Origin of the sequence: Treponema vincentii (assembly GCF_010365865.1) — a bacterium.
Lineage (GTDB): Bacteria > Spirochaetota > Spirochaetia > Treponematales > Treponemataceae > Treponema.
This window is the reverse complement of sequence record NZ_CP048020.1, coordinates 2,661,269-2,685,524: the sequence shown is the minus strand read 5'-3', so window position 1 is coordinate 2,685,524 and position 24,256 is coordinate 2,661,269. Positions and strand designations below refer to the sequence as shown.

Annotated in this window: 31 protein-coding genes; 25 read left to right on the top strand and 6 right to left on the bottom strand. The window is 43.2% G+C overall.

Features of this window, described 5'->3' with window-relative positions:
- Positions 1-35: 35 nt before the first annotated feature.
- From GWP43_RS12670 to GWP43_RS12615, 12 genes are read left to right on the top strand one after another with little or no spacing between them, the layout of a single operon-like run.
- Entirely contained in the window at positions 36-215 is a 180-nt protein-coding gene (locus tag GWP43_RS12670; protein ID WP_162664450.1) for a hypothetical protein, read from the top strand.
- 7 nt (positions 216-222) lie between these two features.
- Positions 223-561 (top strand): hypothetical protein, encoded by a 339-nt coding sequence (locus GWP43_RS12665; RefSeq protein WP_162664449.1) that lies wholly within the window; start codon positions 223-225, stop codon positions 559-561.
- An 11-nt stretch (positions 562-572) separates the two neighbouring features.
- On the top strand, positions 573-908 hold the full coding sequence (locus GWP43_RS12660; protein ID WP_162664448.1) for a putative minor capsid protein: 336 nt from the start codon (positions 573-575) through the stop codon (positions 906-908).
- Entirely contained in the window at positions 905-1,264 is a 360-nt protein-coding gene (locus GWP43_RS12655; protein ID WP_162664447.1) for a minor capsid protein, read from the top strand. The genes GWP43_RS12660 and GWP43_RS12655 overlap by 4 nt, the downstream gene beginning before the upstream one ends.
- Positions 1,242-1,631: a phage tail terminator protein gene (locus GWP43_RS12650; RefSeq protein WP_162664446.1), complete on the top strand. Its 390-nt coding sequence runs from the start codon at positions 1,242-1,244 to the stop codon at positions 1,629-1,631. The genes GWP43_RS12655 and GWP43_RS12650 overlap by 23 nt, the downstream gene beginning before the upstream one ends.
- A gap of 26 nt (positions 1,632-1,657) precedes the next feature.
- The gene (locus GWP43_RS12645) at positions 1,658-2,179 is read left to right on the top strand and encodes a hypothetical protein (RefSeq protein WP_162664445.1); all 522 of its coding nucleotides are present in this window, start codon (positions 1,658-1,660) and stop codon (positions 2,177-2,179) included.
- A 9-nt stretch (positions 2,180-2,188) separates the two neighbouring features.
- Positions 2,189-2,767, top strand: coding sequence for a Gp15 family bacteriophage protein (locus GWP43_RS12640; RefSeq protein ID WP_162664444.1), 579 nt, complete (start codon positions 2,189-2,191; stop codon positions 2,765-2,767).
- The gene (locus tag GWP43_RS12635; protein ID WP_162664443.1) at positions 2,767-5,424 is read left to right on the top strand and encodes a hypothetical protein; all 2,658 of its coding nucleotides are present in this window, start codon (positions 2,767-2,769) and stop codon (positions 5,422-5,424) included. Before GWP43_RS12640 ends, GWP43_RS12635 begins: the two co-directional genes overlap by 1 nt.
- Positions 5,421-5,756 (top strand): hypothetical protein, encoded by a 336-nt coding sequence (locus GWP43_RS12630; RefSeq protein WP_162664442.1) that lies wholly within the window; start codon positions 5,421-5,423, stop codon positions 5,754-5,756. The genes GWP43_RS12635 and GWP43_RS12630 overlap by 4 nt, the downstream gene beginning before the upstream one ends.
- The gene (locus GWP43_RS12625; protein ID WP_162664441.1) at positions 5,753-6,214 is read left to right on the top strand and encodes a hypothetical protein; all 462 of its coding nucleotides are present in this window, start codon (positions 5,753-5,755) and stop codon (positions 6,212-6,214) included. The genes GWP43_RS12630 and GWP43_RS12625 overlap by 4 nt, the downstream gene beginning before the upstream one ends.
- Positions 6,215-6,232: 18 nt before the next feature.
- Positions 6,233-6,607 (top strand): NlpC/P60 family protein, encoded by a 375-nt coding sequence (locus GWP43_RS12620; RefSeq protein ID WP_162664440.1) that lies wholly within the window; start codon positions 6,233-6,235, stop codon positions 6,605-6,607.
- Positions 6,585-10,442, top strand: a complete 3,858-nt coding sequence (locus GWP43_RS12615) for a phage tail protein (protein WP_162664439.1) — start codon at positions 6,585-6,587, stop codon at positions 10,440-10,442. Before GWP43_RS12620 ends, GWP43_RS12615 begins: the two co-directional genes overlap by 23 nt.
- Here GWP43_RS12615 and GWP43_RS12610 read toward each other — a convergent pair.
- From GWP43_RS12610 to GWP43_RS12600, 3 genes are read right to left on the bottom strand one after another with little or no spacing between them, the layout of a single operon-like run.
- The gene (locus tag GWP43_RS12610) at positions 10,435-11,142 is read right to left on the bottom strand and encodes a hypothetical protein (RefSeq protein WP_162664438.1); all 708 of its coding nucleotides are present in this window, start codon (positions 11,140-11,142) and stop codon (positions 10,435-10,437) included. The two genes, GWP43_RS12615 and GWP43_RS12610, sit on opposite strands and share 8 nt — an antisense overlap.
- Positions 11,143-11,176: 34 nt before the next feature.
- Entirely contained in the window at positions 11,177-12,244 is a 1,068-nt protein-coding gene (locus GWP43_RS12605; RefSeq protein WP_162664437.1) for a hypothetical protein, read from the bottom strand.
- 20 nt (positions 12,245-12,264) lie between these two features.
- On the bottom strand, positions 12,265-12,423 hold the full coding sequence (locus GWP43_RS12600) for a hypothetical protein (protein WP_162664436.1): 159 nt from the start codon (positions 12,421-12,423) through the stop codon (positions 12,265-12,267).
- Positions 12,424-12,590: 167 nt separating this feature from the next.
- Between GWP43_RS12600 and GWP43_RS12595 the strand changes: the two genes are divergently transcribed.
- The 3 genes from GWP43_RS12595 to GWP43_RS12585 all read left to right on the top strand — a co-directional run bounded on the left by GWP43_RS12595 (position 12,591) and on the right by GWP43_RS12585 (position 15,228).
- On the top strand, positions 12,591-12,968 hold the full coding sequence (locus GWP43_RS12595; RefSeq protein WP_162664435.1) for a YjcQ family protein: 378 nt from the start codon (positions 12,591-12,593) through the stop codon (positions 12,966-12,968).
- 66 nt (positions 12,969-13,034) lie between these two features.
- A complete protein-coding gene (locus GWP43_RS12590) occupies positions 13,035-14,429 on the top strand; it encodes a tyrosine-type recombinase/integrase (protein WP_162664434.1) in 1,395 nt (464 codons plus the stop codon).
- A gap of 586 nt (positions 14,430-15,015) precedes the next feature.
- Positions 15,016-15,228: a BrnA antitoxin family protein gene (locus GWP43_RS12585; protein ID WP_162664433.1), complete on the top strand. Its 213-nt coding sequence runs from the start codon at positions 15,016-15,018 to the stop codon at positions 15,226-15,228.
- Positions 15,229-15,353: 125 nt separating this feature from the next.
- Here the strand turns inward: GWP43_RS12585 and GWP43_RS12580 are convergent, their stop codons facing one another.
- Positions 15,354-15,773, bottom strand: a complete 420-nt coding sequence (locus GWP43_RS12580; protein WP_162664432.1) for a PIN domain-containing protein — start codon at positions 15,771-15,773, stop codon at positions 15,354-15,356.
- Entirely contained in the window at positions 15,754-15,996 is a 243-nt protein-coding gene (locus GWP43_RS12575) for a DUF6364 family protein (protein WP_044014234.1), read from the bottom strand. The genes GWP43_RS12580 and GWP43_RS12575 overlap by 20 nt, the downstream gene beginning before the upstream one ends.
- A gap of 219 nt (positions 15,997-16,215) precedes the next feature.
- Between GWP43_RS12575 and GWP43_RS12570 the strand changes: the two genes are divergently transcribed.
- The 10 genes from GWP43_RS12570 (at position 16,216) to GWP43_RS12525 (ending at position 22,812) form a co-directional block, all read left to right on the top strand.
- Positions 16,216-16,722, top strand: coding sequence for a hypothetical protein (locus tag GWP43_RS12570; protein ID WP_162661912.1), 507 nt, complete (start codon positions 16,216-16,218; stop codon positions 16,720-16,722).
- 120 nt (positions 16,723-16,842) lie between these two features.
- Complete coding sequence (locus GWP43_RS12565) at positions 16,843-17,313, top strand: DUF2715 domain-containing protein (RefSeq protein WP_230977719.1); 471 nt, start codon at positions 16,843-16,845, stop codon at positions 17,311-17,313.
- A gap of 356 nt (positions 17,314-17,669) precedes the next feature.
- Positions 17,670-18,956: a DUF2715 domain-containing protein gene (locus GWP43_RS12560; RefSeq protein ID WP_162664431.1), complete on the top strand. Its 1,287-nt coding sequence runs from the start codon at positions 17,670-17,672 to the stop codon at positions 18,954-18,956.
- 35 nt (positions 18,957-18,991) lie between these two features.
- The gene (locus tag GWP43_RS12555) at positions 18,992-19,408 is read left to right on the top strand and encodes a hypothetical protein (protein ID WP_162664430.1); all 417 of its coding nucleotides are present in this window, start codon (positions 18,992-18,994) and stop codon (positions 19,406-19,408) included.
- Positions 19,409-19,410: 2 nt separating this feature from the next.
- Entirely contained in the window at positions 19,411-19,920 is a 510-nt protein-coding gene (locus GWP43_RS12550; RefSeq protein ID WP_162664429.1) for a hypothetical protein, read from the top strand.
- 106 nt (positions 19,921-20,026) lie between these two features.
- Complete coding sequence (locus GWP43_RS14300; protein WP_203232416.1) at positions 20,027-20,794, top strand: hypothetical protein; 768 nt, start codon at positions 20,027-20,029, stop codon at positions 20,792-20,794.
- 38 nt (positions 20,795-20,832) lie between these two features.
- A complete protein-coding gene (locus GWP43_RS12540) occupies positions 20,833-21,378 on the top strand; it encodes a zinc ribbon domain-containing protein (RefSeq protein ID WP_162661911.1) in 546 nt (181 codons plus the stop codon).
- Positions 21,379-21,440: 62 nt separating this feature from the next.
- The gene (locus GWP43_RS12535; RefSeq protein ID WP_162661910.1) at positions 21,441-22,091 is read left to right on the top strand and encodes a zinc ribbon domain-containing protein; all 651 of its coding nucleotides are present in this window, start codon (positions 21,441-21,443) and stop codon (positions 22,089-22,091) included.
- Positions 22,092-22,103: 12 nt separating this feature from the next.
- Complete coding sequence (locus GWP43_RS12530; protein ID WP_162664428.1) at positions 22,104-22,589, top strand: leucine-rich repeat domain-containing protein; 486 nt, start codon at positions 22,104-22,106, stop codon at positions 22,587-22,589.
- Positions 22,576-22,812 carry a leucine-rich repeat protein gene (locus GWP43_RS12525; protein ID WP_230977718.1) on the top strand — a complete coding sequence of 79 codons (237 nt, stop codon included), beginning with the start codon at positions 22,576-22,578 and terminating at the stop codon, positions 22,810-22,812. The genes GWP43_RS12530 and GWP43_RS12525 overlap by 14 nt, the downstream gene beginning before the upstream one ends.
- 328 nt (positions 22,813-23,140) lie before the next feature.
- On the opposite strand, the gene GWP43_RS12520 is transcribed toward GWP43_RS12525, so the two are convergent.
- Positions 23,141-24,073 carry a septal ring lytic transglycosylase RlpA family protein gene (locus GWP43_RS12520; RefSeq protein ID WP_162664426.1) on the bottom strand — a complete coding sequence of 311 codons (933 nt, stop codon included), beginning with the start codon at positions 24,071-24,073 and terminating at the stop codon, positions 23,141-23,143.
- Between the last annotated feature and the right edge of the window lie 183 nt (positions 24,074-24,256).

The following is a 24,256-nucleotide window of genomic DNA, read 5'->3' as shown; positions in this document are numbered from 1 at the left end:
CGCCCTATTAAAAGATTTAAAAGGAGGCAATAAGAATGCGTACAGTAGGATATATCCCCGAAGAGGGCGCGAAGCAGAAGGTAACGAAGCAGGGCGGAACACCGACACCGCCGGAACCGCCGACACCGCCGGAGCCAAAAGACGACGGAACCGGAACACCGACACCGCCGGAACCGAAAGACGATCCCGTCAAAAAGGGCGGGAAAAAGGAATAAGCAATCAATGACTCCCTTTGATAAAGTAACCTACGATTTTTACTCGGACGAATTAGGGCGAGCGGTTATCCCATCAGCGGCGGAGTTTAACACATACCGCCTAAAAAACGTTCTCTTTGTCAAAGGGTTGTATGACGACGGTCTTATTGTAGAGCGCGAAGCGGACGGCATCGTAAAGGCTATCTGTATGATGATTGAAATAGATTATCAGGCGGGCGGCAATGACACCGTAACGACGAGCGAAAGCATCGGCGGCTATTCGTGGAGCGGCACAAAAAAGAGCCTTGAGGCGAAAAAGTACGAATGGCTTAAACTCTTTTGCCATATCACCGGCGGAGTGCGATAGGGGATAATGCGATGATCGGTAGACACCTTTTAATCCATTCCTGCACCGTGAAAGAGGTAAGCGGGTTAAACCGCGACGGCGGCGCGGAGTATGCGGAAAGTATCTTACTCGAACACGTGCGGATAGTGCCGGCATACAGCGTAAGGCGCGGAGCCGTCGGTAAAGAAAAGGATGATAAATTACTTCTTTTTATCGACGGGGAAAACAGCGCCCCGCGCGGGTTTATACCCAAAACCGACAGCGCGGTATTTTGGCAAGGACAACAATACACCGTCCGCGCTGTAACTCCATGCTACACCGCTGGAAGCGGTTCGCTGGTGCATCATTGGGAAGTGTCGCTTGTATGACGATCGAATTTAAAGTAAAGCGGCTTGACCAAGACGGCAAAATCATAAAAGCGAATGTCGTACAACGCATTGAAAGTGTGCAAGGCTACCTTGATTACCTTGTTGTCAAAGACAGTAACTACTTTTGCCCGCTTGAAACAAGCGTCCTGCAAAAGTCGGCTATCATCAATACAACGATGGGAAGCGGGCTATTAATCTGGCAGACACCGTATGCACGGGCACAGTATTATGGGGAGAAATTCGACCACAGCAAGCAGCGCAACCCGAACGCGTGCGCGAAATGGTTCGAGGCGGCAAAGGCACGATGGCATTCAAAATGGGTGAGGTTTGTGAATGAAATGCTTAAAAATAGCTGAACGGGTTAATCAGTGGGTTGAAAAAAAAGGGCTCATTCCTTTTACCGTCTATAACGACCTTATTCCTTACGCCGACAAAGACGGGGCAGCGCTCCGGCACGATCCAGCCCCCGCAGCACAGCAACGCTATACCGACGGCTCACGCTTCGTAAGATGGAACCTTACCTACTATATCCGCTGTAAAGATGCCGAGAAAGCCCGCGAGTATGCTTATACCATTACCAGCGCCTTAGACGGAGTGGAGATAGAAGGGGAAGATGTAGACATTACATGCGAAGCGCTCACCCTGCCGCAATTTATCGGCAAGGATGATAAAGACTTTACCACCTACAGCGCAGCGATTGCCTGTAGTTATCTGGAAGAATAATGCCAAAGAGGAGGAAGAGAAAGACTATGGCAAAAAAGAAACTAGTACGTAAAACGCACGTCGTGCCGTTTGTCAACGTAGGAACCGACAGCGCACCCGATTGGCGGCGTATTGAAAAATCAAAAACGTTCACCCTTTCGACCAATCCGCAGGTAAAAACCTACGATTACATTTCAAGTGATATACCGGAAGAGGAGATCACCGGATATCAGCCGAGCCTTGCACAGAGTCTCACCATGTGGAAAAACTCCGATGACTATGAAGAGTTTTTCGGTATGCTCTTTAAGTTGCCGACGGGTGAAAATGCACACCGCGATGTAATGGTCGCTTTTTACCAAGAGAAAGGGAAAAACGGCAGCGACGATGTTTACAAGGCATGGAAGGTTGACGCCTTGGTAAAAATCAGCCAGATGGATACGGTAGACGAAAGCATCAATTTTGACCTTTCGTTCAATAAAATCGTTATCGGCGCTCTTTCCTTTGCAAGCGGCAAGCCCGAATTTATCAAGGGGGAGTGGACAGGCGATACGTTTACCCCCGCAAGTTAAGGGCGTTCAGTGATCGATTTAACTAAAGCAAAGCTCCCCGAAGCGATAGAAGTTTCGGGGGCCTTTTACCGCATTCATACCGATTTCCGCTATTTTATCCGTTTGGAACAGGTGCTCAATGAGAAAGGCATGAAGCCGAACGACTGCGATTTTATGTTTATTCAAGAGTTACCCCCCGATAAAATAGCGGGCGTAAAGGCGCTTGTTGCTTTTATGAACCCGCCGCACACTTTACCCCGCAAGAGTAAGCGCGAGGATGCAGGCGCGCCGGTACTCGACTACACCCTTGACGCCGATTTAATTTATGCCGCCTTTATGCAGCAGTATCATATTGATTTAAGTACCGAGCCTCTCCATTGGCACCAGTTTAGCGCACTGTTAGCAGGCTTACGGGACACCAAGTTAAATGATGTTATCGGTTTTAGGCTCTGGGAAAACACGAGCGGTAAAAAGGACGAATACACCCGCGCAATGCAAAAGCTCCACGACGCATGGGAAATTGAAGTAAAGGATAATGCCGAAGATGCCGCCCTTGCCGAGTTTGAAGCGAGGCTGAACGGCTTGCAGAAAAAGAGGAGAAAAAAATAATGCCCGATGGAAGCGTTGAGATTGATGGGAAGCTCACTACCGAAGGTGTTGAAAAAGGCGTTAAAAAGATCAATCAAGAAATAAATAAGATTGAAAAAGAAGCGGAAAAGACAACAAAAAAAACGGCGGGAAACTTTAAAAAACTTGATACCGTTATGCAGGAAGCGTCAAGCACCGCCTCCGGTTTCGCTAATAAAATCAGTAACGCCGCCTCCTCTAACGGTCTCTACGTTGCCGCGGCCGTCGGGGCAATCGCCGCAACAAAGAAAATCGGCGAGGTAATGCGGGAATGTACCGACGCATACAAGGTACAGGAAAAGGCAGAGAAAGCCCTTGAGGTTGCAGCACGGAACAACCCGTATTTAGACGGGCAAGCAGTCGCAGGATTAAAAGCATTCGCAAGTGAATTACAATCGGTGAGCGAAATCGGAGACGAGGCAAGCATTAAACTGATGGCGCAGCTTGCCGCCGCAGGGCGTACCGAATCGCAAATCCGCGACATTATGAAAGCGGCCGCCGATTACGCGGCAGGAACCGGCACGGACATACAAAGCGCGGTTCAAACCTTAAACGCAACCTATTCAGGATCGGCGGGGCTTTTGGGCAAGCAGATAACCGGATTAAAAGGGCTTACCGAAGAGCAGTTAAAAAACGGAGAGGCGGTCAAAGTCGTTGCAGAAAAATATAAAGGATTAGCTGAAAACCTTGCAGATGTAAAGGTACAGGCAGAAGGGGCGAAGGGAGATTTTAAAGAGATGGTCGGCGCCCTTATTGCTCCAGCCGTTGATTTATGGGATCGTTTCTGGAAAGGGTTTTATGAAAAAGGCGCCGCCGCAATGAAATGGCTAAAAAAACGGCTTGACTTTATCAATACTGATAACGATGCTTTTTTGCATAATATGCTTGAGCGGATGGATTATGATCCTATAAAGGAAGCAGAAAAGCAACGGAAGCGGGATATGTACAAACCCGATCCCAATGATGCGCTTGACAGCGGAGCGGCGGCATATAAAGCGGTTGAAAAATGGTATAAAAAAGCAACGCCTACAAAAAGGCTTGAAGATTCTTCTATTGAGGAGCTTGAAAAAATAATCGAGCAGCTACAGTTAAAAATAGAGCTTACAGGGAAGTTGGGAGAAAAAGAACAAGAACTTTTAGAAAAATCGACGGCACTTTTAGCACAAAAAGAAAAAGTCGAAAAAGATAGAATTGCGACCGAAAACGCCGCGGCAAAAACAGCAGAAGATCAAGCGAAAGCACAAAAGACCGCCGACGATTACGCAGAGGCAAGCAATAAGCAGCTTGAAAACAACATTAAAGCCCTTGAGCTTGAAGCAGCGGCAAAGGGTGAAAACGTCAAGGCGCAAGACCTTTTCAATGTCTATCTGAAATCTTATATCGACTTACTCACGAACACGGAAGGGAAAATCAAAGAGGGTTATCCTGTTGCACAAAAGCGATTAGAGCAGGTAAAAAAGGCGAAGGCTGCTGTTGATGCACAAACGGATGCAGAGGAAAAATTAAAGGCTGCGATTGAAACAACCCATGCGGTAATGAACACCATCAAAGATATAAAAATAGCACCGACGCCGCTAGAGGGGTTCGACGAGCAGCTTGCGCAGTATAAAACCCTGCGAGATAAAATAAAGGGCTTAGATGACGCAACAATCGAAAAAGCGCAAGAAGGAAACGATACAAAATATACGAAGGAACAGCTATTAGAGCAGCTGAAAGAAAAAGAGATTGCCCTTGAAAAAGAAAAGATACGGACAATCGCTGGGATAAGAAAAAGTGAGTTTGATGAGTATAAAGCACAGCAAGAGCAGCGGCTAAAATTGAAAGAAGCAATCGATGCAAGCGAGGTTTTAAGCAAAGAGGAAAAGGAAAAAGCCAAGGACGAGATAGACGAAAAATATGCGCAAGCAAAAATAGAGCGCGCCCGCACCGTTATGGAGCAAGTCAATCAGTACACGCAGCAGGCGCTACAGGTTGCGCAAGATGCCGCAAAGCTGATGCTTGAATCCATTCAGAATGAGCAAAAGTTAGAACTTGCCGCCCTCGACGAAAAGTACGAAAAAGGCGAAATGTCAGAAACCGAGTACACCGCGAAAATGAAAGAGATAAAAAAGAAAGCGGCGCAAGAAGAATACAAAGTTAAGATGTTTCAATGGACGGCTTCTATGCTTGCCGCCGTCGCAAATATTGCCGAGGGGGTAAGTAAAACCATTGCGCTCGGCTTTCCTATCGGGCTTGCCACCGCTCCGATTGTTGCAGCGGCCGGCGCGGTACAAATTGCTTCTATCGTCGCAAGTAAGCCGATACCTCCGAATTTTGCACACGGCGGTATAGTGGGAGGCTCCAGCTATTACGGAGATAATATCAACGCAAATCTTGATTCAGGCGAGATAGTTACCAACTTTCCGCAGCAGAAACGATTATGGGCAATGCTGAACGGAGATGCACAATATAAGCCCTCTTTCCCTATCACCGTCAACAATACGCAGTCAAACCGTGTCAGCGCGTATGCTCAAGAGCGTAATGGCGAAGTGTTTATAGAAATTATCGATAAGCATATCAATAAAGGCTTTGCAGACGGCACGTATGATAAAGGCTTTGCCGGTATGCAAGGACGAAACGCGGGGGTAAATATTCAATGATAACCTTTCCCTTTTCCATTACGAAACTATACGGCGTTCAAACCGGATACGTCGATAATGCCGTAAAGCAGCAATATGATTCCGGGCGCGTCGTCGCATGGCAAAAAAATACGGTGGTAAAGCGCAAGTATGCCGTATCCTGCTCCGTAACACGCGCGCAGGCTCAAATTTTTGACGAATGGTACACCAAAACCCTCGGCGGTAACGGGCAGCCCTTTAGCGCCCCGAACCTCGAAGGATCGGGAGTACAAACAGTATACCGGATGGATAGCCCACCGACGATTGAGGGGCAAGCGTATAAAACAATATCGATGGAATGGATAGAAGTATGACAAAGGCTGAACTTTTTCAATCGCTGTCGCAAGGCGGTGCGTATGCCCTGCCGTATTTAATTACAATCCACCATCCGAACGTCGGGACGGCGCACTATATCAATAATAATGAAGACGTAACCTATCACGGTGTAACGTATGAAGCTTCCGCCTTTAAATATACCCGCCCTAAAACAGTCGGCGGAGTTCTCCAGAACGGAACCCTTGAAATTACCGGCGTTAAAACGTGCGCCCTCGATATGGTAGAGGCAAGCGATGAGCTATTCACCGTTGATGTTATCGGCGTTCTTGACGCCGCAGGGGACATAACGCCGATCCGTTATTTTCACCATCAATACGGTACCGTTACCACCGACAACGGTTTGAAGGTTGTTATTTCCTTTGCCAATGATGATAGGCTTGAAATGAATTTCCCGCCGTTTATATTTGACGCCGACAATAACCGCGGAAACGCGTAAGAGAATGACTATATCAGTATGATAGAAGTAAACGATTTAATCGGCGCATCGTATAAAGACCACGGGAGGGATAAATCAGGGTATGACTGTTACGGTCTTTGTATCGAAGTCGCCCGCCGCGCGGGGTACCGCTTAGACGACGTGTACTATGAAGATCACAGCGTACATTTAAGCCATCTTTATGCGCCGACGCTTAACGTGCATAAAATCGACACGCCAAAAGAGGGCGCGCTTTTAGAGATGGAAACACACACGGAATCGGGGACAGATTTACATCTCGGCGTCTGTTTAAACGAAACCGAATTTATTCACATGACGCGGCTCGGCTGTCGGGTTAATCGTATCGGGACTTTTAAAATAAGGGGCATTTATGGCATTGATACACGTTTATAATAGCATCGGGCAGGACGTAACAACGTATGAAGCAAGCGGCGTTTTAAAAGATGTGCTTAACAATATCGATTGGGAACACGCGATAATTTTGAAAGCAGGCAAGGCGATTCCATGCGATTATGAAGCGCAGGATGATGACATTATCTTTATCAGAAAACTGCCCAAAGATCCCGTTTCAGCTCTGATTGCAGTTTCTGTCGTGCTTGCCGTTGCCGGTATTGCAGCCGGTGTCGCTGTCGGTGTTAAACTGTACCAGCAGCGGGAGCAGCTTGAGGCATTGCAGAAAGCACAGAAAAATGCAAAAGCAAAGAACGCTATAGAGCGTCTCCCTTTTGTTAAAGGCGCACAAAATAGAGCCGCAACCGGTCAGTATTTCCCGTACACCATCGGCGAATCGTTATTCACTCCCTACCTTTTATGCCCACCGCATTACACTATTGAAGGTGCGCGCGGAGAGGATCAGTATTTAAATCTGGTTTTAGAATGCGGCTTTAATGATATTCTTATTAAAAAGCTTCAAATGAAAAACACGTCCGTTAAAACGTGGGACACCGAAACCCCGCAAAACGGCGTATTCCATTTTGATGCCGGTACCTATTATGATAGCCGCAACCGTATCGAAATTAGGCAAGCCGGAGATTTTGCCATCGATGCCTTTAATAAAAAGATTATCGGCGTAAGCGTAAATAAGCAGATACCGCACGAACACGCAGGGGAGGATGCGGAAGAGAACGCGCGCATTGAAAAAGAATGGAAAGCGGGCGTCGTTCAGGAATTAGCATCAAACCCTATGGCGGTAGAGGTTATTGTTCTTTTTGACGGCCTCCGTAAGTTTGAAGAGGATGTGTGGAAATCGCAAAGCGTAACACTTCAGGCAGAATGGACAAACAACCCCGAAGATGCGGAGCCGACATGGAACGCTTTTGATTCAGGCTTTATCCAGAACGGCACCGCCTCAAATACATTCGAGTACAACACGAAAAAGCAGATGCGCTATTGTGCAACGCAAACCTTTACCGCTTCCCAAAGTTATGGCAAGAAAATCAGCGTAAGAGTTAAGCGCGTTACCCCCAAGGCAAAGAGTAACAGTCAAGAAAATGTTATTCTTTTAGCCGTGCAGACCACCTGCTACGATGCGAAAAAGTCAAGCGCAGCAGCATTAGTCGCGGCTCAACTGTTAGAAGCCGATAAACGCGACAAGTGTACAAGGATCGGTATCCGTGTTGTCGCGAATGAAAACACCGCCGATATGCTCGATAGCTTTTCCGTTATTCAATCCGGCCTCGTCCGCGTCTGGGATAAAAACGCAAAGCGCTGGAGCGATGCAAAAGTGCCGACACGGAACCTCGCTTCATGGGTACTTGAAATCCTTACCAGCCCCCACCATAAACCGAGCCAGTACAAGGATGAGGAACTTGATCTAGCTTCGTTCGGCGCATGGTATGAGTATTGCGAAAAAGAAGGTTTTTATGCCGATGGCGTTATCACCCGCGGTGAGAAAAAGGAAAACACGATCGATACCCTCTGCCAAAACGGAAACGCCGCCTTAGTCTATAACGAGTTTACCGGCAAGATTGAAGCGGCAATCGATAACGGCCGGCCTTATTCGGTTGCGCTTCTTAATAGTGAAAACATTATCAGTATCCAGACAAGCAAAGACTTCAAACGGAAAACCGACGGTAAAAAAGTTACCTACATAAACCGCGACGCAGGATACGACGCCGATAGCGTCGTTTTTATGCGAAGCGGTAAAGAGTACAACCCCGAAACCGACACCATCAGCATAACCGCTTTAAAGTATATCACCGATTATAAGATGGCGTATAAATACATCTGGCGGCAGATGGCGGAAGAGGCTGCGCACCCCCGTACTGTCGTCGTAAAGGTTGGAGCAGAGGGCGCATACTATCCGCTTTTTAGCCGCGTTGAAGTACAGCATAGAGCCTTGCCCGTCGGTCTTTCTCATTCGACCGTTAAAGAGGTTAAATGGTGGGGCGGCTTATTAAAAACAATCACCCTTGACGGATACGTCGATTTTCCGCAAGGGAAACGGTGCGGCGTTCTTATTCATTGCATCGATAACAAAGGGCATGGTATTTGTGCTGTTGAAGTTGCAGGCGTCGGAAAAACCGACACACTCAAGGTCGTTTCAAAAGTGCGGCAGTCTGCCGATAGTATTCCGCACGCAGGTGATGTGTTGAGTTTTGGGATCCTCGATACAGATGGCGGCTTTCAAGCGGTTACCCGTACGATGAAAATCGTAAACATAGAACCGGCAGACCACGGCTATAGCTTAACCTTAAAAGACTACAACCCCGCTCTTTACGAATACGGGAAACTGCCGGAGTATAAAAGCAATATTACCGATATCCCCGATGGAAACCCTAAACCGCACCCTTCCGATAAAGGATACGTAACCCGCGACGAATTGAAAAAGGTAAACGAGCAGGCGGTAAAGCAAGCAGCCCTTGAAGCGGCCGCAAAAGCCGCTCAAGCAGCGATTGATGTAATAGCCCGCGGCGATACTTTTTCCGATGTCTTTCAACTAAACGGGTATGGAACCTCTCTTGAAAATTTAATTGACAAGATGGACGAGGACGCCCGCAACGCCAAAGACGGATTGAGCATTACCAAAGACGAAATACTACTGAAGGTATCGGACACGGAAGAGGGCTTACAATCCTTTATCGGTATTACTAAAGACGAAATCCTTGCAAAAGCCGACGATATGCGCCGCGAGCTTACCGCCCTTTTAAACGTGCAGGCAGGGGCAATCCACGCCCTCGTAAAAGGCGGCGGGGCAACGGGACAAATGGCATTAACCCTCAACCTCCCTGTTATGATTGACGAGGCAACCCGCGAAAAACTCATAAAAGCAAGCACCCTAGAAAAAGTCAACGCCGTATACGCCAAGGTAAAAGATACCGACTATTACGGTATTAAACCGGATGCCGGAGCTGCGATAAAACCGCTCTGGGAAGACGCCCGCCGCGCCGCCTTGCTGGCAAGTCAAATAAGCCTTGAGGCGGATCAGATACAGTTCAAGTCCGATAATATTTTTGTAAATGGGAAGCTTAAAGCAGACTATATAAACGTCCTTGAATTAGCCGCAAAAAAGACGTTTATTGAAAATCTTATTGTACAAAAGTTGCACATCGATAGCGATGATACAACTGATCAGGATTTTGAAGCATGGTTTGATAAAGATAATGGGTTGAAGATAAAGAACGAAAACAATGTAATATTCAGAATTGCACCAGATGGCAGTATATTGATGGGTAATAATATATTTTTTAAACACCTGCCTTATTGGAGTGCCGGCAGACCCTTTTGCAGCGAAACAGAAACTGTAAAATCTTTTTGTGAACGAAACGGGTTTAATACTTTTAATGTGCTTGGTACTTATGGCGGAAAGGCGTTCAATAAAATACAAACAACAAAGACGGAAAAAAATAAAATGTGGTGTTTATGTTTTAATCCAAGAGGATTAGCACCTTCTCCCTTTTGGGAAGAAGCAAATTTAAAAACCGTAAAATATACCCTAACTCTCTATGACAATGCAGCCGAAATACATACAATACATTATAAAAATTATCCTGATATGCCTGATGTGGCACCTGTTCTTGTATATTGGAATTTTAAAAAGAATGGTTATTGGAGCAAAGATGTAAACGATGTATATATTCCACAGCAAACAAATGACATGCTAAACTTCATCGCCTATATCGGTGCGAAACAGACAAATTATGTTATGACTATTGAAAATATACCAAACCAAAAACCGAAAGGCTCTGGTATTGTATGGAGAGACGGGGAGTTTTTAAAAATTAGTTAGTTAAAAACAGATATAATTTATCACCCGTTTTTTTCCAATAGGTTTTTAACGGTTTCCAATTATCAGTTATTTTAACAGTTTCTGTAGCAAGTTGGTTTATAGCTTCTGACGTTTTTTGATCGGACATATCGGTTATCTGCGATAATTGCCAAGCGTAAAACTGAATAGGAACAGGATTTGTGATTGTATTTTGAGTAGTTATTGATTGAGTGGTGAACAAAGGCACATAATAATACCGCGGTAGCGTTATGATCTTATTTGTTACAGGGTCTCTTGTTTCACGATCTCCACAATAAAAATAATCTTCTAAATTATTTCTTATACAGGCATCATTTTTAAGAAGTATATTTCTACCTGTTTCGTTTACGACAAACACGTTCATAGGCGGACTATTCTCAAGAACAAGTATATTGCTTGTCTGTGTTTTTATTTTAGCTCCGTTTACACTAATCAATTCACATACACTGCCCTCATAGACTTCAAAAACAACTCTGTTTGAATGTGCAGAGCTACTATAGGGATCGTTACGTTTTAGTATTGTATACAACGATTTATCAACTTTTTTACCAAATTCTTTTACATTTGTGATAGATACGACTACTCTCCAATCAGAGTGATTATGAACAACAAACGTTGCTGTTTTTTTCCCACACCCCGCCAGCGCTAACACCAGCAGCAATAAAACAGCAATCTTTTTCATAGGTCAAACTCCTTATATGTGAACGTGATAAAACTTATGCGTCTATTTTTTTTGCAAGGCTTTTTTCTGCTTCGGCGATGCGTTTGTCCCAATCGCCAGCCCAACCTTCTTGTTTCGCCTGATTGCAAAGTTCGATAACGCGAGACCAATTTTTAATTTTTTTCTCGATAATAGCAAGCTGTTTATACCCCGGATGTTCTACATCTCCAAGCGCTTTTTTTGCTCTTTTGGCTATTGCTATTTGTTTATTACAATATTCTATTGCTTTATCTAGGCAATCGTCTTGCTCTCGATATTTATAAAAAAAAGAAATAAGAAACATATAAATGAAATGCAATGATTCAGCTTTAGGCTTCTTTATGTTTAAGATATCATCTATCTTGTTTGCAAACTTTCTACATATAGAATAATTAGGCTCGCTGGTAAAACATTGTATACAATACGCAAGTAAAAGAGCCGATGAGTTGAAATTAAAAGCTGTAATTTCGTTCGTAAAATAAGGGCAAGTTTCTAAAATTATTTCAATCTCATCCTTATCAAATGTTGAATAAAACCATGTATCTAAATCGAAACTTTTTAATATAGCAGATATTACTGCTTCACTAATCTCGCTTGCCATAGACTTTATATATTCTTGATTTTCTAGGGTGAAATTGGGAGCGAGCATTGTTAGTTTTTCGTATAATTGGCTAAGTTTTTGTGCTTTTCTTTTTTCTGTAGCAAGAGACTCGACACTTGCTTTCTCTTTGTTTATATATCTATCTAATGCTGATTTTTCAGTTGCACTTCTTCTTTCTATAATCCTATCATAATCTTTTTGAAGATCACCGCTTAGATAATTTACAGGACATTTAGCAACTATAGTAATATTATATAACACCTTTAGCAATAAATCATAGCGATTTAAGAATGTTTCAATATTTTCAGTTTTATTGACGATTTCTGCGCAATCATGCACAATCTTCATATTATTTATAAGATAGAGTTTTATTGCTCCTAAAATCTGATTTTTTGATAATCTTCTGTAATCATCAGGATCGATATTTGGTAAAACGATAGGGAGCGCTTCTGCGTATTTTTTATAATTAAAGAATAGTCCCATAAACAACCTCTTTGTATTATTTAGTGTATGCCCTCGCCGATACATTCGCAAGAATCATTATCGCAAAAATATTGCAAAGCATTAGTTTCTTGTGCTTTTGCCAGAACTTCCTTAGCAGTCATGTGAGAGATTTTATTGTTTAAGTCTTCTAATAATTTCAACGTATCTTCTTTTGTCATAATGCTAATTTTTAGAGAGGGGATATACAACGCACCTCATTTGATAGTATAGCGCGAGAAAGGCGGGAGCGCAAGGGCTTATTTTGCGCTTATAGCACCGGTTCTCTTGCCTCCAGCCTGACTATAGGGGTATGACGAAGAACTTACATAACTATGCGGAGGTCTTTATGAAAAACACTGCAAAAAATACGATTGTGTGTTACAATGCCAATATGACAAAGGCATTTAAAACAATTTATACCCTTCTTAACCGGCTTGAAAAAGGCCTTGACTATGAAGATTTTGACGCCGAAAAAGAAATTAGCCCCAAAGCGCTCAAAATTACCGAAAATCGATGGAACGCTTATATCAAAATGCTTAACGATGCCGGTTATATCACCGGCGTAAGAATTGATGATTATATAAACGGCGAGATCGATATTGACATATCGGAAATCAGCTTGACGCTTCAGGGCTTACAGTATTTAGCAGAAAATACCATGATGGTGCGGATGTGGAACGCATTCAAAACGGTTAAAGAAGTGAAAGATACCATAGTTCCATAAAGAATATCACCCCTTATGCCGATATGCGGTTTGGGAGGGGATGTCTACTTTTAGGAGGTATCCCTTATGCGTAAACCGTGGAGTATGCACAAAAGAAACGGTATTTATCAGACGCAGCTGTATGACTACAGCAACAAGCGGTATTGTACCGCCAAAAGCACCGGTACAAAAGACCTGAACGAAGCGACGCTTATAGCCTATCGGCGGGCGATGGAGTTTGATAGCGGCATTGCAACCGAATACACCGAATGGGTTAAGAATGTTTCAATGATAACCCTTTCCCATGAAAAACGGCCGCCTAATCCTGACATAGCCACACTGGTACAGTCAGCCTGTCAAGATGCTATCGCTCAAGCGTTGCAGGGTACCCAATGTAGTAAAAACACACAGCGGCCATATTCCGTATCAGCAGCAGAGTACGAAGATGCGCCGGAAGAGGTTAAGCCGTTATTAGATCGGCTTTCAACCCTCACCTTTTATGACTATCTCTTGCTGTATTGGAACTATGACGAAAGCCCTGATATAAAAGAGCGCATCAACAAAGGCGAAACCCCGCCGAACCCCGAACGCTTCCGCCAGTCAACCGGCGTATTAAAAAAATACGCCGCATATATTCCTTCTTGCCCGCTTACTGAAATTACCGGCGCAAAGATTGACATTGCGCTCGGCGCGATTAGAAATGCCGGTAAGCTCAAAGAGCAAACCATGAAAAATATCAGCTATATTTTTATTCAACCCCTGCATTTTGCCTATCGAAACAATCTGCTTGCCCGTGACGTTGCGCAGCAGATAACCCCTGTTTCAAAAAATACACGGAAGAAAGCCAAGAAAGAAGCAGAAAAAGCTATCTTCACAAAAGAAGAGATACAGCGGCTTTTTAATGCCAATGACAACCCTTTCCATTCTGAAACTTACAGACTGATCAATGAACTGCTTTTTAAAACCGGCTGCCGTATCGGGGAGTTGCAAGCTCTCCAGATGCAGGATGTTACTAAAACAGAGCAAGGCTATGTACTTAAGATTGATAAAAACTATTGCAGAGCAGGGAAACGAATTAAAAGTACGAAAACGGAACGAAGAGATATTGTACCAATCGCTGCGGATCTTGCTGCCAAGCTATTAGCGCACATTGAAAAAAGCCCATTTAAAGACATGCCGACAGCGTTTGTTTTTAGCTCCGCAAAAAGTGCCCATATCCCGCTCTGTTACGAAAGTATCAACAAGAATTTTAACAAGACGATGATTAAGCTCGGTATAAAAAAAACGAAGTTAACCATTCACAGTTACCGGCATACATTTGCGACTTTTTTACGCATGGCCGGATATTCGGAAGAGCAGCTCCGGTTTCTGACGCGGCATGACAGCATAGTAGAAGTACACCGTTACACCGACCACTACACCCCTGATATGGATAAACTCAAGTATCAAGCGGTCGCCGATATTGAGCGTCTTGTAGCGTAAACTGCTATAGAACGACTTAACACATACAAAGTTTCTCCCCTATTGAACGGCACCGGATGCGCCTGACAGGTAAGATATATGCAAATAATTTGCAAAAAGCATCTAAAAAGGCCTAAAAACCGATAAAAATCATCAAAAAAGATACCAAAAACATAAAAATACACTTGACAAGAGCGCGTGCATAGCTTAGTATGAGGACAGTTAGAGAGCACAATGTTTTTGTAAGACAAAGTGTAAGATAACAAGTTAAAAATATGTACTAAAAACGCCCCAAAATGAGCGTTTTTGCCTATCTTTTAGCATTTTCCCTTGGTGCAGAATTAAGAATTAATTGCGAACAAACAGTCTCATCAGCGCAAAAACAAGATGTCCGGCAGTTTGATAATTTTGTTTCCGTAGCTTCAAGTTTCCTTTACCGAAGTTATCATACGGTATTACATCGATAATCGGCAGATCATGGAACAGCTCTTTTTATATTGACGAAAGCAAAGGGGGAATTATAATATAATTATGGATTCAATAATTTTTGAATGGGATCCGGTAAAAGCAAATTTGCAGGAATCAAAACAATACGGAGGTAATTAATATGAGAGACGATTATGATTTTTCAAACGGAATCAAAAATCCCTATGCAGATAAATTAAAGAAACAGATTACCATCCGTCTTGATGACGAAGTAATTAATTATTTTAAAAATATGGCAGAGGAAACAGGTATGCCGTATCAGAATATAATTAATTATTATCTAAAGGATTGTGTAAAAGGAAAAAGGCACTTGGAAGTTGCATTTCGGAAATAGACGATGCCGGCATATCCATTCCCCATCACAATCAACAACCCCGACGCAAGCGTCGGGGTTGTTGTTCTCATAAGGTGGTTGCAGTCGGCTTTAATACCCTTTGTTACGACGCAAGCGTCGGGGTATTAAACCCTCCGTACGAATAAAAAAAATTGTTCAGGTGTGCATGTCGGAATGCGTGATAATTTAAAATTGGAGATATTACGAGAAAGTATATAATCAATATTGAATTTAACGGCACTGACTTCGATTACTGCGTCTTGATAATCCGTTATTGGTGATAGTAATGAAGCTTTCAGTATTGTTTCATCAATTGGAATAATCTGAAAAATATCAAACAATGTTGAAATAGTAGTTACTACTTTATTTTTATCTTTTTGTTCTTTGAATAAGAAATATGATAATGTTGTAACTTCATGTGCACAAATGTAGCCCGTTAATACACTTTCAGCGCACATATTAATGAGTCGCGCAGCTTCTTGATGAAAATTTCGTTTGTTTAAAAAATCAAGAATGATATTTAAATCAATGAGTACTTTTTTCATTGAATATTTGCCTTAATTCGTTTTTATCCGGAATGGGTGAGTTATGAAAGATTCCGTATAAAGCCTGCACCTTTGACTGGAGCGGCTGTGTTTGATTATTTGTTTTTAATTTGCTTAAATATTGTTCAAATAACTTTGAAATGGATAAACCGTTTTGACGGGAATACGTATGGGCGAAGTTAATGAGTTCATCATCGATATTAAGTGTCAGCTTTTTTTGCATAGCCTTCTCCTACGTATAAAATATAATAATACACGTAATAATTGTCAAGAAATCGAACTTTCTCGCTAACTTTACTGCTGCTCCCCTTACACCTCCGAAATTTCATATAGAAAGAATACGTCTGCTTTAAGTATTTCCGTTATATTTGCCCTGCCTATCTTGAATTTTCCTCTTGACTTTGAGGTAATATGGAAGAAAGTATTTTGAAAGGAGCTTTATATGAAAAGCAAAAAACCTAGTTTAACAGCCGCGCTGTTTGCGGCTCTTATCGGTACAGCATTCGTGGTTACCGCGTGCTGGCAGGGGGCTCCCGCCGGAGGGAGCGGCATTCCCGGAGGGGGTGGTTTAGGTTCCGGAGGCGGTGCTATTCCCGGAGGGGGTAGCGGAGGCTCCGGAGGCGGTGCTATTCCCGGAGGGGGTAGCGGAGGCTCCGGAGGCGGAAATACTGCATCAAGTATCGAGGGTATTACGTGGGAGGAGGATGCTACCGGTAACATGACCTTACTGCTTAATGGTGGGGATGCCACAGTCACAGTTACTGCATACGGAATCAAAACATCGGACAGCGGTAAATACACAATAAACGGTGATATAATAAAATTGACCAGGTTTCAAGGCGTGGGGACGCCTTTCAACAGAAAATTTAAATACAAGATTGAAGGGAATATCCTTACACTATCGGATGATGTAATGGATACTCTCATATTTAAATTTAAAAAGGCCTAGGGTATTTTACGTCGAAACGTAACATATTTTTGCAGTTACAATGACAACCTCTAAAATAGGAATAGAGGTTGTCTATAATTTTTTACGGTATGGTTAATACCAAAAAGGAGTTTTTTTTAAATGAAGAAAATTGCTATTATGCTTTTCTGTCTTGCGTTGGTTTCTGCACATGCGTTTGCAGAATTTGTTATGGTGCCGGGACTTGGACTTAGCTATTATTCCGGCTCAACAGGGGAAAAGTCTTCTGTGTCTATGGTTCCCTTTGGGGTCGGTTTTGACTTTTCGTACCTGACGGATTCGGGCTTTACGCTTTGCATGGATAATGATTTTCAGTATTTTGGAAAAGTAACAACTAAGGTTGATGGTAACTCTGTAGGTCTGAGCGTGAGTAAGGGGCTAGCATGGAATTCGCGGATAATGCCGGGATATACGTTTAAGTTTGCAAAAGACAATGCATATCTCCGTTTAGCAGGCGGACTTGCCGTAGGTACCTTCGGTTATGAAGTTACGGAGGCAAAAGCTGTATCCACAGCAATTACGGTAGGCTTGGCTTTTCATGTTGGTTTTGAATACTTTTTTTTACGAATATGATCGGTATCGGTGTTTCGATTAACGAGATTCCTTCCGTTTTTTTAGGCCTGCCGGTCGGAAGTGCCAATATCTTCAATTTAAAAGTAGGCCCCTCGTTTAGACTTGGAGGAAAAGGTCAAGCGGCTAAGAAATAAATGTTTATTGTTAGTCGTATAAAAAATAACGGCTGAAAAATACTGCGAGAAGCTTTGTCTCCTTTAATGAACTAATCCTGGTAGGAAATACTTTTTTTCTATCGGGATTTAGGTGGTTTTAGTTAAGACTCGGTATCCGTTCGTATGTGGATTGTTGATTAACCGAATTTCCGAACGGGAAGGTTAAGAAATAGGTAGTAAGCAACTATAAGGAAGAACGTTATGAAAACACTAAAGCGCTGGATGATGATGGCAGTGCTTGCAGTAATATACTGCCTTTTAGCAATATCCTGTATGACAGTAGATAGGCGCGGTGCTTTTCTTATTGATACGCCGAAAGCAATAAAAGAGCATAATATTATAGAAGATAAGATTCTTCCGTATATTGCCGAAGTGCTCGAGTACACTAATCCCTCCGGTACAAATAATCCGCAAGCAGCGCAGTATTTCCGTACAGTTAAAACCGCCAACAATATGAACTACGATAAATTCGTGGACTGTCAGGATTATGCTCTCCTTTTTTATGCGCTGTGCAAGTATTATCGCATTGATTGCAAGCTCGTCGGTAATCCCACCTTGCACCATGCATATAATCAACTGAATATCCGCGGCCATGCCGTTGATGTTGAACCGCAAAGTGGCGAAGGAACCGTATATGTTGTTGCAATGCACGGTTGGGAGCTTTCTAAAAATGGGCTTTTTATAAAACAGATCAATACGCATCCTGATAATATAATCATGGATATCGATGAATGGAATGCATACGGTGAAGCAGGTCGTTTTGTCAGCCCAGCTAATATGAAACTGTTTAACTATGTTGTGAAAAACGGACATCTTCCTAATCGTGAAATGCGAAAAGAATATCCCGCACCGGATTTATTAACAAATAACAGCGTCCTTCTGCTTACTCCTTCCATAGGGTATAATTATTCTTACTATAGCCTCAATGCTTCACGAAAAACTAACCAATTTACGTTCGGTATAGACTGGTTGCAGGTCGCGCAGCCCCCTATCCGCTGGTCATATATGGTAGGTGCCGATTTGGCGCTAGGCAGCAAAATAGTTGAAACATTAAAGAAACCTTTTCATAAGCAATGGGGAGAACCGTATGCGGCATTTTCGTCGGTTTTGTCTGGATATCTTCTTATCGGTTATACTTTTAATGTAAAAGATTTTTATCTTACACCTGCCGGCGGCATTGGTCTTTCTGTCAGTATATTCGGCAAGTCATCTTTTATTTCTTTTACCGTACCGATCGATTTGGACCTTAAATATTATTTTACCCGCAGTGTCGGAATAAGCATTTCCGTTATAGGGACATTCGGCATAGGGTCATTCATTACTTCTTCCGAAATACCTGTTGACAGTGCTTCTGCATACTTTCTGAGGGCATCAATGTTCCATCCCACCAGTAAGAATTTTGCAGTAAAAATAGGCCCGACTATCAGAATTCCCGGTCAGAAAGGGCTAAACGAAAAAATCCGTGAATTACAAAATAAGCGGAGATAGGAGGCAAATAATTTTACTATAAAGGAGGCGTTGCTATGAAAAAGATTATCGCATGCATGTGTCTGCTTGCTTTCATCGGAACGGCGCATGCTAAAAACTGGAAATACTATTACGACGACGAAACAGGATATTCCGGAGAAGCTTCAATCACTTTCATCGGAGATGATACGGATGGTAATTTACTTGATAGCACGGTGGATATGCTACAAGCTGGAGCACGCGGGCTAGGATATAGCGTTCACAATACTCGGAAATTGTCCAAAGAAATAATATGGCTGTTTAGCGAAGCGCTTAAGGAATATTATCTCGCCAAAAATGAAGTGTACAGTATTTTAATAGATACGACCGCCCCTGATTCCGGTATAAGAGAAGGCTTTATAATCTGTGTCAAAATAGAAGATGATGCAGGGGATAAGATAACAGTTAATTCAAGTTATATGAGGAAAGATTAAAGATGAAAAATCGAATAATGATTGCACTGTTTATTGTAATTACAGCGTTATGCTTTGCGCAAGAAGCATCACCGATGTATGACTGGGCATATACCGAAGTAGTAACTCTGAATGGTCGGCGTTTTTACGGTGCAAAGGCTGATTCATGGCTATCGGACACGTTTGCCGATTCATACTGCGAACAAGACGGTTATGCGATTGTGCAAGGATATAAATTGCATTACTGGCTGTACGATACGATAACATATCATGACGGAGATGCTTCCGACATATACAACAATATTGTCCCTCGCTGGGTTGAGCAACTCGGGTACGTTATCGATTTTGACAATATAGAAGTGTATAACCCCAATACCGATTTGGCATCTTCCGTAAAGGCTTTAATGACACAGCGCGGCTGCGATGTCAGCGTGGCGCTCATTGCAACCGTCGATTATGAGTATGTTGTGATAAATGAATATTTTGCAAAATGGCGGCAGTATAAAACAACTATTTATTATCTGTATAAATAGCAGATCAAACACCATTATATAAAAATCGTCGAACTCGTATACATATTTTTGCGAGTCAAAGAGTCCGGTAATCCTATTTGATACGATTTATAACAGAGGAGATACAATGATGGAACAAAGTGCCGAATACAAAATCTGCCCCTACTGCGGTGAGCAGATAAAAAAGATTGCCATGCTGTGCAGGTACTGTAATAGCGACTTACCCAAGGAAGAATCGGCTGCACCAATTGAAACTGCGGCAGAAACTGTAAAAACAGCAGAGGCGGTAGAAAAAGTTGAAGTACAAAATGAAACACCGGTACAACCGGAACACCGAAGTGCAGCGGCACAGACAACTGCGCAACATGCAACACAAAACACGCAGCCGGCTCAGATACGGAATATTTCGCATCCGGGGTTTATTCCACCCGATAAAATCAACGCATATACCAAGGCTAAAAATGCCGAACAGGAAGAGCGAAAGCGGCGTAGGCGCATTACGGCATTCGGCGTTGTAATATTCGGTTGCATCATATCCGCCTTTTTATATAAACACTTCGGTATAGACTACGATGGAAAGTATGCAAAAGACAGATTGGTATACACGCAGGAATACGGATTTACCCTTCTTATAACCTATCGGCCGGAATATCGTGCCCACGCAGCCAAAGGAACCGCCGTTACCAATATTCCGTTCAGCGGATTGTTTTCAAATAATTTTCACGCGAACAGTTATAATAACTATGTGTCGGATTCAAAAAAAGAGTGTGATGCTTATCAAGCACTTGCAGCTATTAAGAACGGCTTTGATATCGGCTCATACGGAAAATATTTCATTATCGAATACGATGATGCAGTCAAGTATAACAGGGGGCGAAGATATGATTCCTATTAGCGATAAAATATGCAAAAACTATTTATAAGGAGATAACGATGCAAGATTTTTTTATGTATGTCCACCCCGATTCGGGAGACATTAAGGCGGTAAAAAAAGGCTGGTCACATCGGGCATTTTGGGTTGGAGGCTTTTGGGCGCTGCGTGAACAGCTGCCTAGGCGATACATAATAATGGGTTTTATCGGTTCGTCGTGGTGGTTAATATATATTATAGCGCTAGTAAACGACCCGCCAATTCTGTATTTAGTCATGGTAGCAATGTGCTTAGCTTTTTTTTGCGGAGCCACCGGCAATACATGGATCAAAACAAAACTGTTAAAAGAAGGGTACCAATTTGCAGGCATTATGCAAGCCAATACTGCGGGCATTGCCATTATGGAATTTAAAAATGCCCCGACAGCTGCAGAACCAAGTATCGGTACAGCGGAAGAATCATCTGTACAGTCCGATCAGGGCAGTGGACATACAGCAGCCGGTATAAATAGCGGAATCTCCGATGCCGAATACAAAACCTGTCCCTACTGCGGCGAGCAGATAAAAAAGATTGCCATTAAGTGCCGGTACTGTAAACGGGATGTGTAGAGAATACGGAATATCAGGCAGGCGGATAAGTCGTCTTGCTTATTTTTAAACGGGAGATACCGATGAAAGAATTTGTCATTTATGAACATCCTTCGGGAGACATTAAGGCGGTAAAAAAAGGCTGGTCGCATCCGGCATTTTGGTTAGACGGTTTTTGGGCACTGTATCACGATTTAACTCCGCAAGCCGTAACGGGAATAGCACTCACCATACTTTCTTTGTTAGGGGTTGTGGGAACTAATTGGGGAAGGGCTCTGGGATTACTCGGTGTGTCGGTTTATTACGGCATAAAAGGCAACGACTGGCTTAAAGAGAAACTGATAAAGTCGGGATATGTGTCTAAATGTTCTTTACAGGCGGATAACCCCGACGGCGCCGTATGGCGATACAAAGCAATTCAAAAAGAGAAGCAGGCAAAACAAGCCGCGCAAACTCAAGCGGATGGTACTCAAAACGCTCCGAACAACGATGTAAAAATCTGCCCTTACTGTGGCGAACAAATAAAAAAGATTGCCGTCGTGTGCCGCTACTGCAACAGCAACCTATCCGAGCCGCATCCTACACAACCCGCAGCGGAAAATACCGAACACAATGCACATACGCATCCTGATGAATACAAAACCTGCCCGTACTGCGGAGAAGATATAAAAAAAGCCGCCGTTAAATGCCGGTACTGTAATAGCGATTTACCGGAATCATTACCTACTGTATAAGGAGCTATAAAAATGAACAAAAAACCTTTTTCTATGGCGGTACTGCTTGCTGTTTTGATCAGCGGTACCGGTTTGATACCGGTATTGGCGCAGAGCGTCTCTCCCGTTTCGGACTTTGAGTACGACTTAAATGGAGACGGTACGGGAGTAGTTATCCTAAAGTACGTCGGAAAAGGCGGTGATATCGTCATCCCCGACAGCATTGAGGATTTTCCCGTTGTTTCGGTTGGATGCGGATTTGATAACGAAAATGTCAAAACGCCGATTACGTCGGTTATCTTTCCCGACACGATCACCTATATAGATACATCCTTTGCCGATACGGTAAAAAAAATCTTTTTTCCGCGCTATTGCAGCTATCTTATGTGCTTCTTAGGAAATTGCAATGCACTTGAAGCGATACGATGGCCGAATACTCAAACGACCATCCCTTTTTATGTGTTTTGCTGGCATCAATGTATCGTCGGTAGCCTTATGGGAAGGATTGGAAACGATTGAATCGGGTGCGTTTACTAAATCGAAGATAGAAACGCTTGAAATTCCGAACTCCGTAAAATCCATCGGAACCGGCGCTTTTAAGAACTGCGAAAACTTGACAACCGTTACAATGCCTTCGCATAAAATTCGATATGACGATGATTCCGTGTTTGAAGGCTGCAAAAAACTTTCATTAAAATCGAAAAAAATGATACGTGACACCGGCTACGCAGGCGGGTTCTGATATTGTTGTATGTGATGAGTAACGACATACCGGTACAAACGCTGCCGGAGCAAGCCGGCGGTGAGTGGTTAGGCGAATCAACTCCAGCAATGAGCGCTGAAGAAGATGAGTAAAGAGGAAACAACGAATAGAAATTGTACTGACCTATATAGCCGTTTCAAGCGCTTTTTGGCGGGAATTGATATGTACTATGCCGTATTAGCAAGAAGAAATGATGCAACACTCATCACTAATGGTCGCTATAGCACATAACAATCGACAACCCCGGCACCTTGCGTCGTGGAGTTGTCGATTTGTCTGATACGTTTACTTTGATAAAAAAATCGGCTTACCAGCTTTCCTGTCTGATTACGTAATCGGTGAAAGAATGATTCGCCAGCGCCTCTTTTACTTTTTCAAGATCGTCTGGTTGTATACCCGGAAGGACAACCCGTACCGATTTTTCAGTACGCTCATACGCAGGGTCGAACCCTGCTTTTCTCAGTTGGACAACAAGCCGCAGTGCATTTTCTTCCCGTGCAAAAGCGCCCAGCTGAATTCTCCACAACACGCCTGAAGTACCTTGTGAATAAACCGGAGCCGGAGTTTGTGCCGGTTGTGCGGAAGCTGAACGGTTTGCAACACCTTTAACGGTATCAGGCTTTGCTGTTTGTTGATCTACAGATGACGGTTGTCTTTGTGTTGTGTTAGGCTGTGATGCTTGAGCTTGTGTTACTTTAGACGGCGCCGTTTCTGCCGCTGTGTCGGAACCTTTAGCAGGTATATCGGACACCGCCTCCTTCTGAACAGGCACCGCTTCAGGCTGGGAATCGGTAACGGGATGAGCTCCTTTCGGTGCGGATTCCGTCGTTGTGTCGCTGTAAACATCAGTTGTTGCAACGAGTGCTGCATGATCAAGCGAATCAACCCTTTTAATCGAAACTCGTGTGATACCGCGGCTAATCATCCCCAAGGATTTAGCTGCAGCTTTTGATAAATCTATCTCGCGGTTTGGGACAAATGGGCCGCGGTCGTTTACGCGTACCACCACTTTTTTCCCGTTTTCAAGATTGGTTACTTCAAGAAAAGTTCCGAACGGCAGTGTTTTGTGGGCTGCCGTATAGGCATTCATATCGAAAATTTCGCCGCTTGACGTCGGCCGGCCGTTAAAAGCCTCTCCGTAATAAGATGCATAAGTTTCTGCTGTGAGTAATTCTTCCGCTCCAAGGGGTAATAACAACAATGCCCCCACTAGAGCTGACAGTACATGGTATTTTCTCATAAGATCCTCCCATAGCTTCATACAGACAATATCGGAAAACAAGAAAAAAAATTAAGTGCAAAAGTCGGAAGAGATTTTTAATGGAATGCAGAAACGTACCATCGATAAGTTCACAATAGATTAGACGCAGTCGCGTATAATAGTTCAAGACATAGAATAAAGCACAGATAAGAAAATATATTA

What these genes read in the sequence shown, in the direction of transcription:
- GWP43_RS12670 (WP_162664450.1), top strand. Translation starts at nt 36, where the DNA reads ATGCGTACAGTAGGATATATCCCCGAAGAGGGCGCGAAGCAGAAGGTA.
- GWP43_RS12665 (WP_162664449.1), top strand. Translation starts at nt 223, where the DNA reads ATGACTCCCTTTGATAAAGTAACCTACGATTTTTACTCGGACGAATTA.
- GWP43_RS12660 (WP_162664448.1), top strand. Translation starts at nt 573, where the DNA reads ATGATCGGTAGACACCTTTTAATCCATTCCTGCACCGTGAAAGAGGTA.
- GWP43_RS12655 (WP_162664447.1), top strand. Translation starts at nt 905, where the DNA reads ATGACGATCGAATTTAAAGTAAAGCGGCTTGACCAAGACGGCAAAATC.
- GWP43_RS12650 (WP_162664446.1), top strand. Translation starts at nt 1,242, where the DNA reads ATGAAATGCTTAAAAATAGCTGAACGGGTTAATCAGTGGGTTGAAAAA.
- GWP43_RS12645 (WP_162664445.1), top strand. Translation starts at nt 1,658, where the DNA reads ATGGCAAAAAAGAAACTAGTACGTAAAACGCACGTCGTGCCGTTTGTC.
- GWP43_RS12635 (WP_162664443.1), top strand. Translation starts at nt 2,767, where the DNA reads ATGCCCGATGGAAGCGTTGAGATTGATGGGAAGCTCACTACCGAAGGT.
- GWP43_RS12630 (WP_162664442.1), top strand. Translation starts at nt 5,421, where the DNA reads ATGATAACCTTTCCCTTTTCCATTACGAAACTATACGGCGTTCAAACC.
- GWP43_RS12625 (WP_162664441.1), top strand. Translation starts at nt 5,753, where the DNA reads ATGACAAAGGCTGAACTTTTTCAATCGCTGTCGCAAGGCGGTGCGTAT.
- GWP43_RS12620 (WP_162664440.1), top strand. Translation starts at nt 6,233, where the DNA reads ATGATAGAAGTAAACGATTTAATCGGCGCATCGTATAAAGACCACGGG.
- GWP43_RS12615 (WP_162664439.1), top strand. Translation starts at nt 6,585, where the DNA reads ATGGCATTGATACACGTTTATAATAGCATCGGGCAGGACGTAACAACG.
- GWP43_RS12610 (WP_162664438.1), bottom strand. Translation starts at nt 11,142, where the DNA reads ATGAAAAAGATTGCTGTTTTATTGCTGCTGGTGTTAGCGCTGGCGGGG.
- GWP43_RS12605 (WP_162664437.1), bottom strand. Translation starts at nt 12,244, where the DNA reads ATGGGACTATTCTTTAATTATAAAAAATACGCAGAAGCGCTCCCTATC.
- GWP43_RS12600 (WP_162664436.1), bottom strand. Translation starts at nt 12,423, where the DNA reads ATGACAAAAGAAGATACGTTGAAATTATTAGAAGACTTAAACAATAAA.
- GWP43_RS12595 (WP_162664435.1), top strand. Translation starts at nt 12,591, where the DNA reads ATGAAAAACACTGCAAAAAATACGATTGTGTGTTACAATGCCAATATG.
- GWP43_RS12590 (WP_162664434.1), top strand. Translation starts at nt 13,035, where the DNA reads ATGCGTAAACCGTGGAGTATGCACAAAAGAAACGGTATTTATCAGACG.
- GWP43_RS12585 (WP_162664433.1), top strand. Translation starts at nt 15,016, where the DNA reads ATGAGAGACGATTATGATTTTTCAAACGGAATCAAAAATCCCTATGCA.
- GWP43_RS12580 (WP_162664432.1), bottom strand. Translation starts at nt 15,773, where the DNA reads ATGAAAAAAGTACTCATTGATTTAAATATCATTCTTGATTTTTTAAAC.
- GWP43_RS12575 (WP_044014234.1), bottom strand. Translation starts at nt 15,996, where the DNA reads ATGCAAAAAAAGCTGACACTTAATATCGATGATGAACTCATTAACTTC.
- GWP43_RS12570 (WP_162661912.1), top strand. Translation starts at nt 16,216, where the DNA reads ATGAAAAGCAAAAAACCTAGTTTAACAGCCGCGCTGTTTGCGGCTCTT.
- GWP43_RS12565 (WP_230977719.1), top strand. Translation starts at nt 16,843, where the DNA reads ATGAAGAAAATTGCTATTATGCTTTTCTGTCTTGCGTTGGTTTCTGCA.
- GWP43_RS12560 (WP_162664431.1), top strand. Translation starts at nt 17,670, where the DNA reads ATGAAAACACTAAAGCGCTGGATGATGATGGCAGTGCTTGCAGTAATA.
- GWP43_RS12555 (WP_162664430.1), top strand. Translation starts at nt 18,992, where the DNA reads ATGAAAAAGATTATCGCATGCATGTGTCTGCTTGCTTTCATCGGAACG.
- GWP43_RS12550 (WP_162664429.1), top strand. Translation starts at nt 19,411, where the DNA reads ATGAAAAATCGAATAATGATTGCACTGTTTATTGTAATTACAGCGTTA.
- GWP43_RS14300 (WP_203232416.1), top strand. Translation starts at nt 20,027, where the DNA reads ATGATGGAACAAAGTGCCGAATACAAAATCTGCCCCTACTGCGGTGAG.
- GWP43_RS12540 (WP_162661911.1), top strand. Translation starts at nt 20,833, where the DNA reads ATGCAAGATTTTTTTATGTATGTCCACCCCGATTCGGGAGACATTAAG.
- GWP43_RS12535 (WP_162661910.1), top strand. Translation starts at nt 21,441, where the DNA reads ATGAAAGAATTTGTCATTTATGAACATCCTTCGGGAGACATTAAGGCG.
- GWP43_RS12530 (WP_162664428.1), top strand. Translation starts at nt 22,104, where the DNA reads ATGAACAAAAAACCTTTTTCTATGGCGGTACTGCTTGCTGTTTTGATC.
- GWP43_RS12520 (WP_162664426.1), bottom strand. Translation starts at nt 24,073, where the DNA reads ATGAGAAAATACCATGTACTGTCAGCTCTAGTGGGGGCATTGTTGTTA.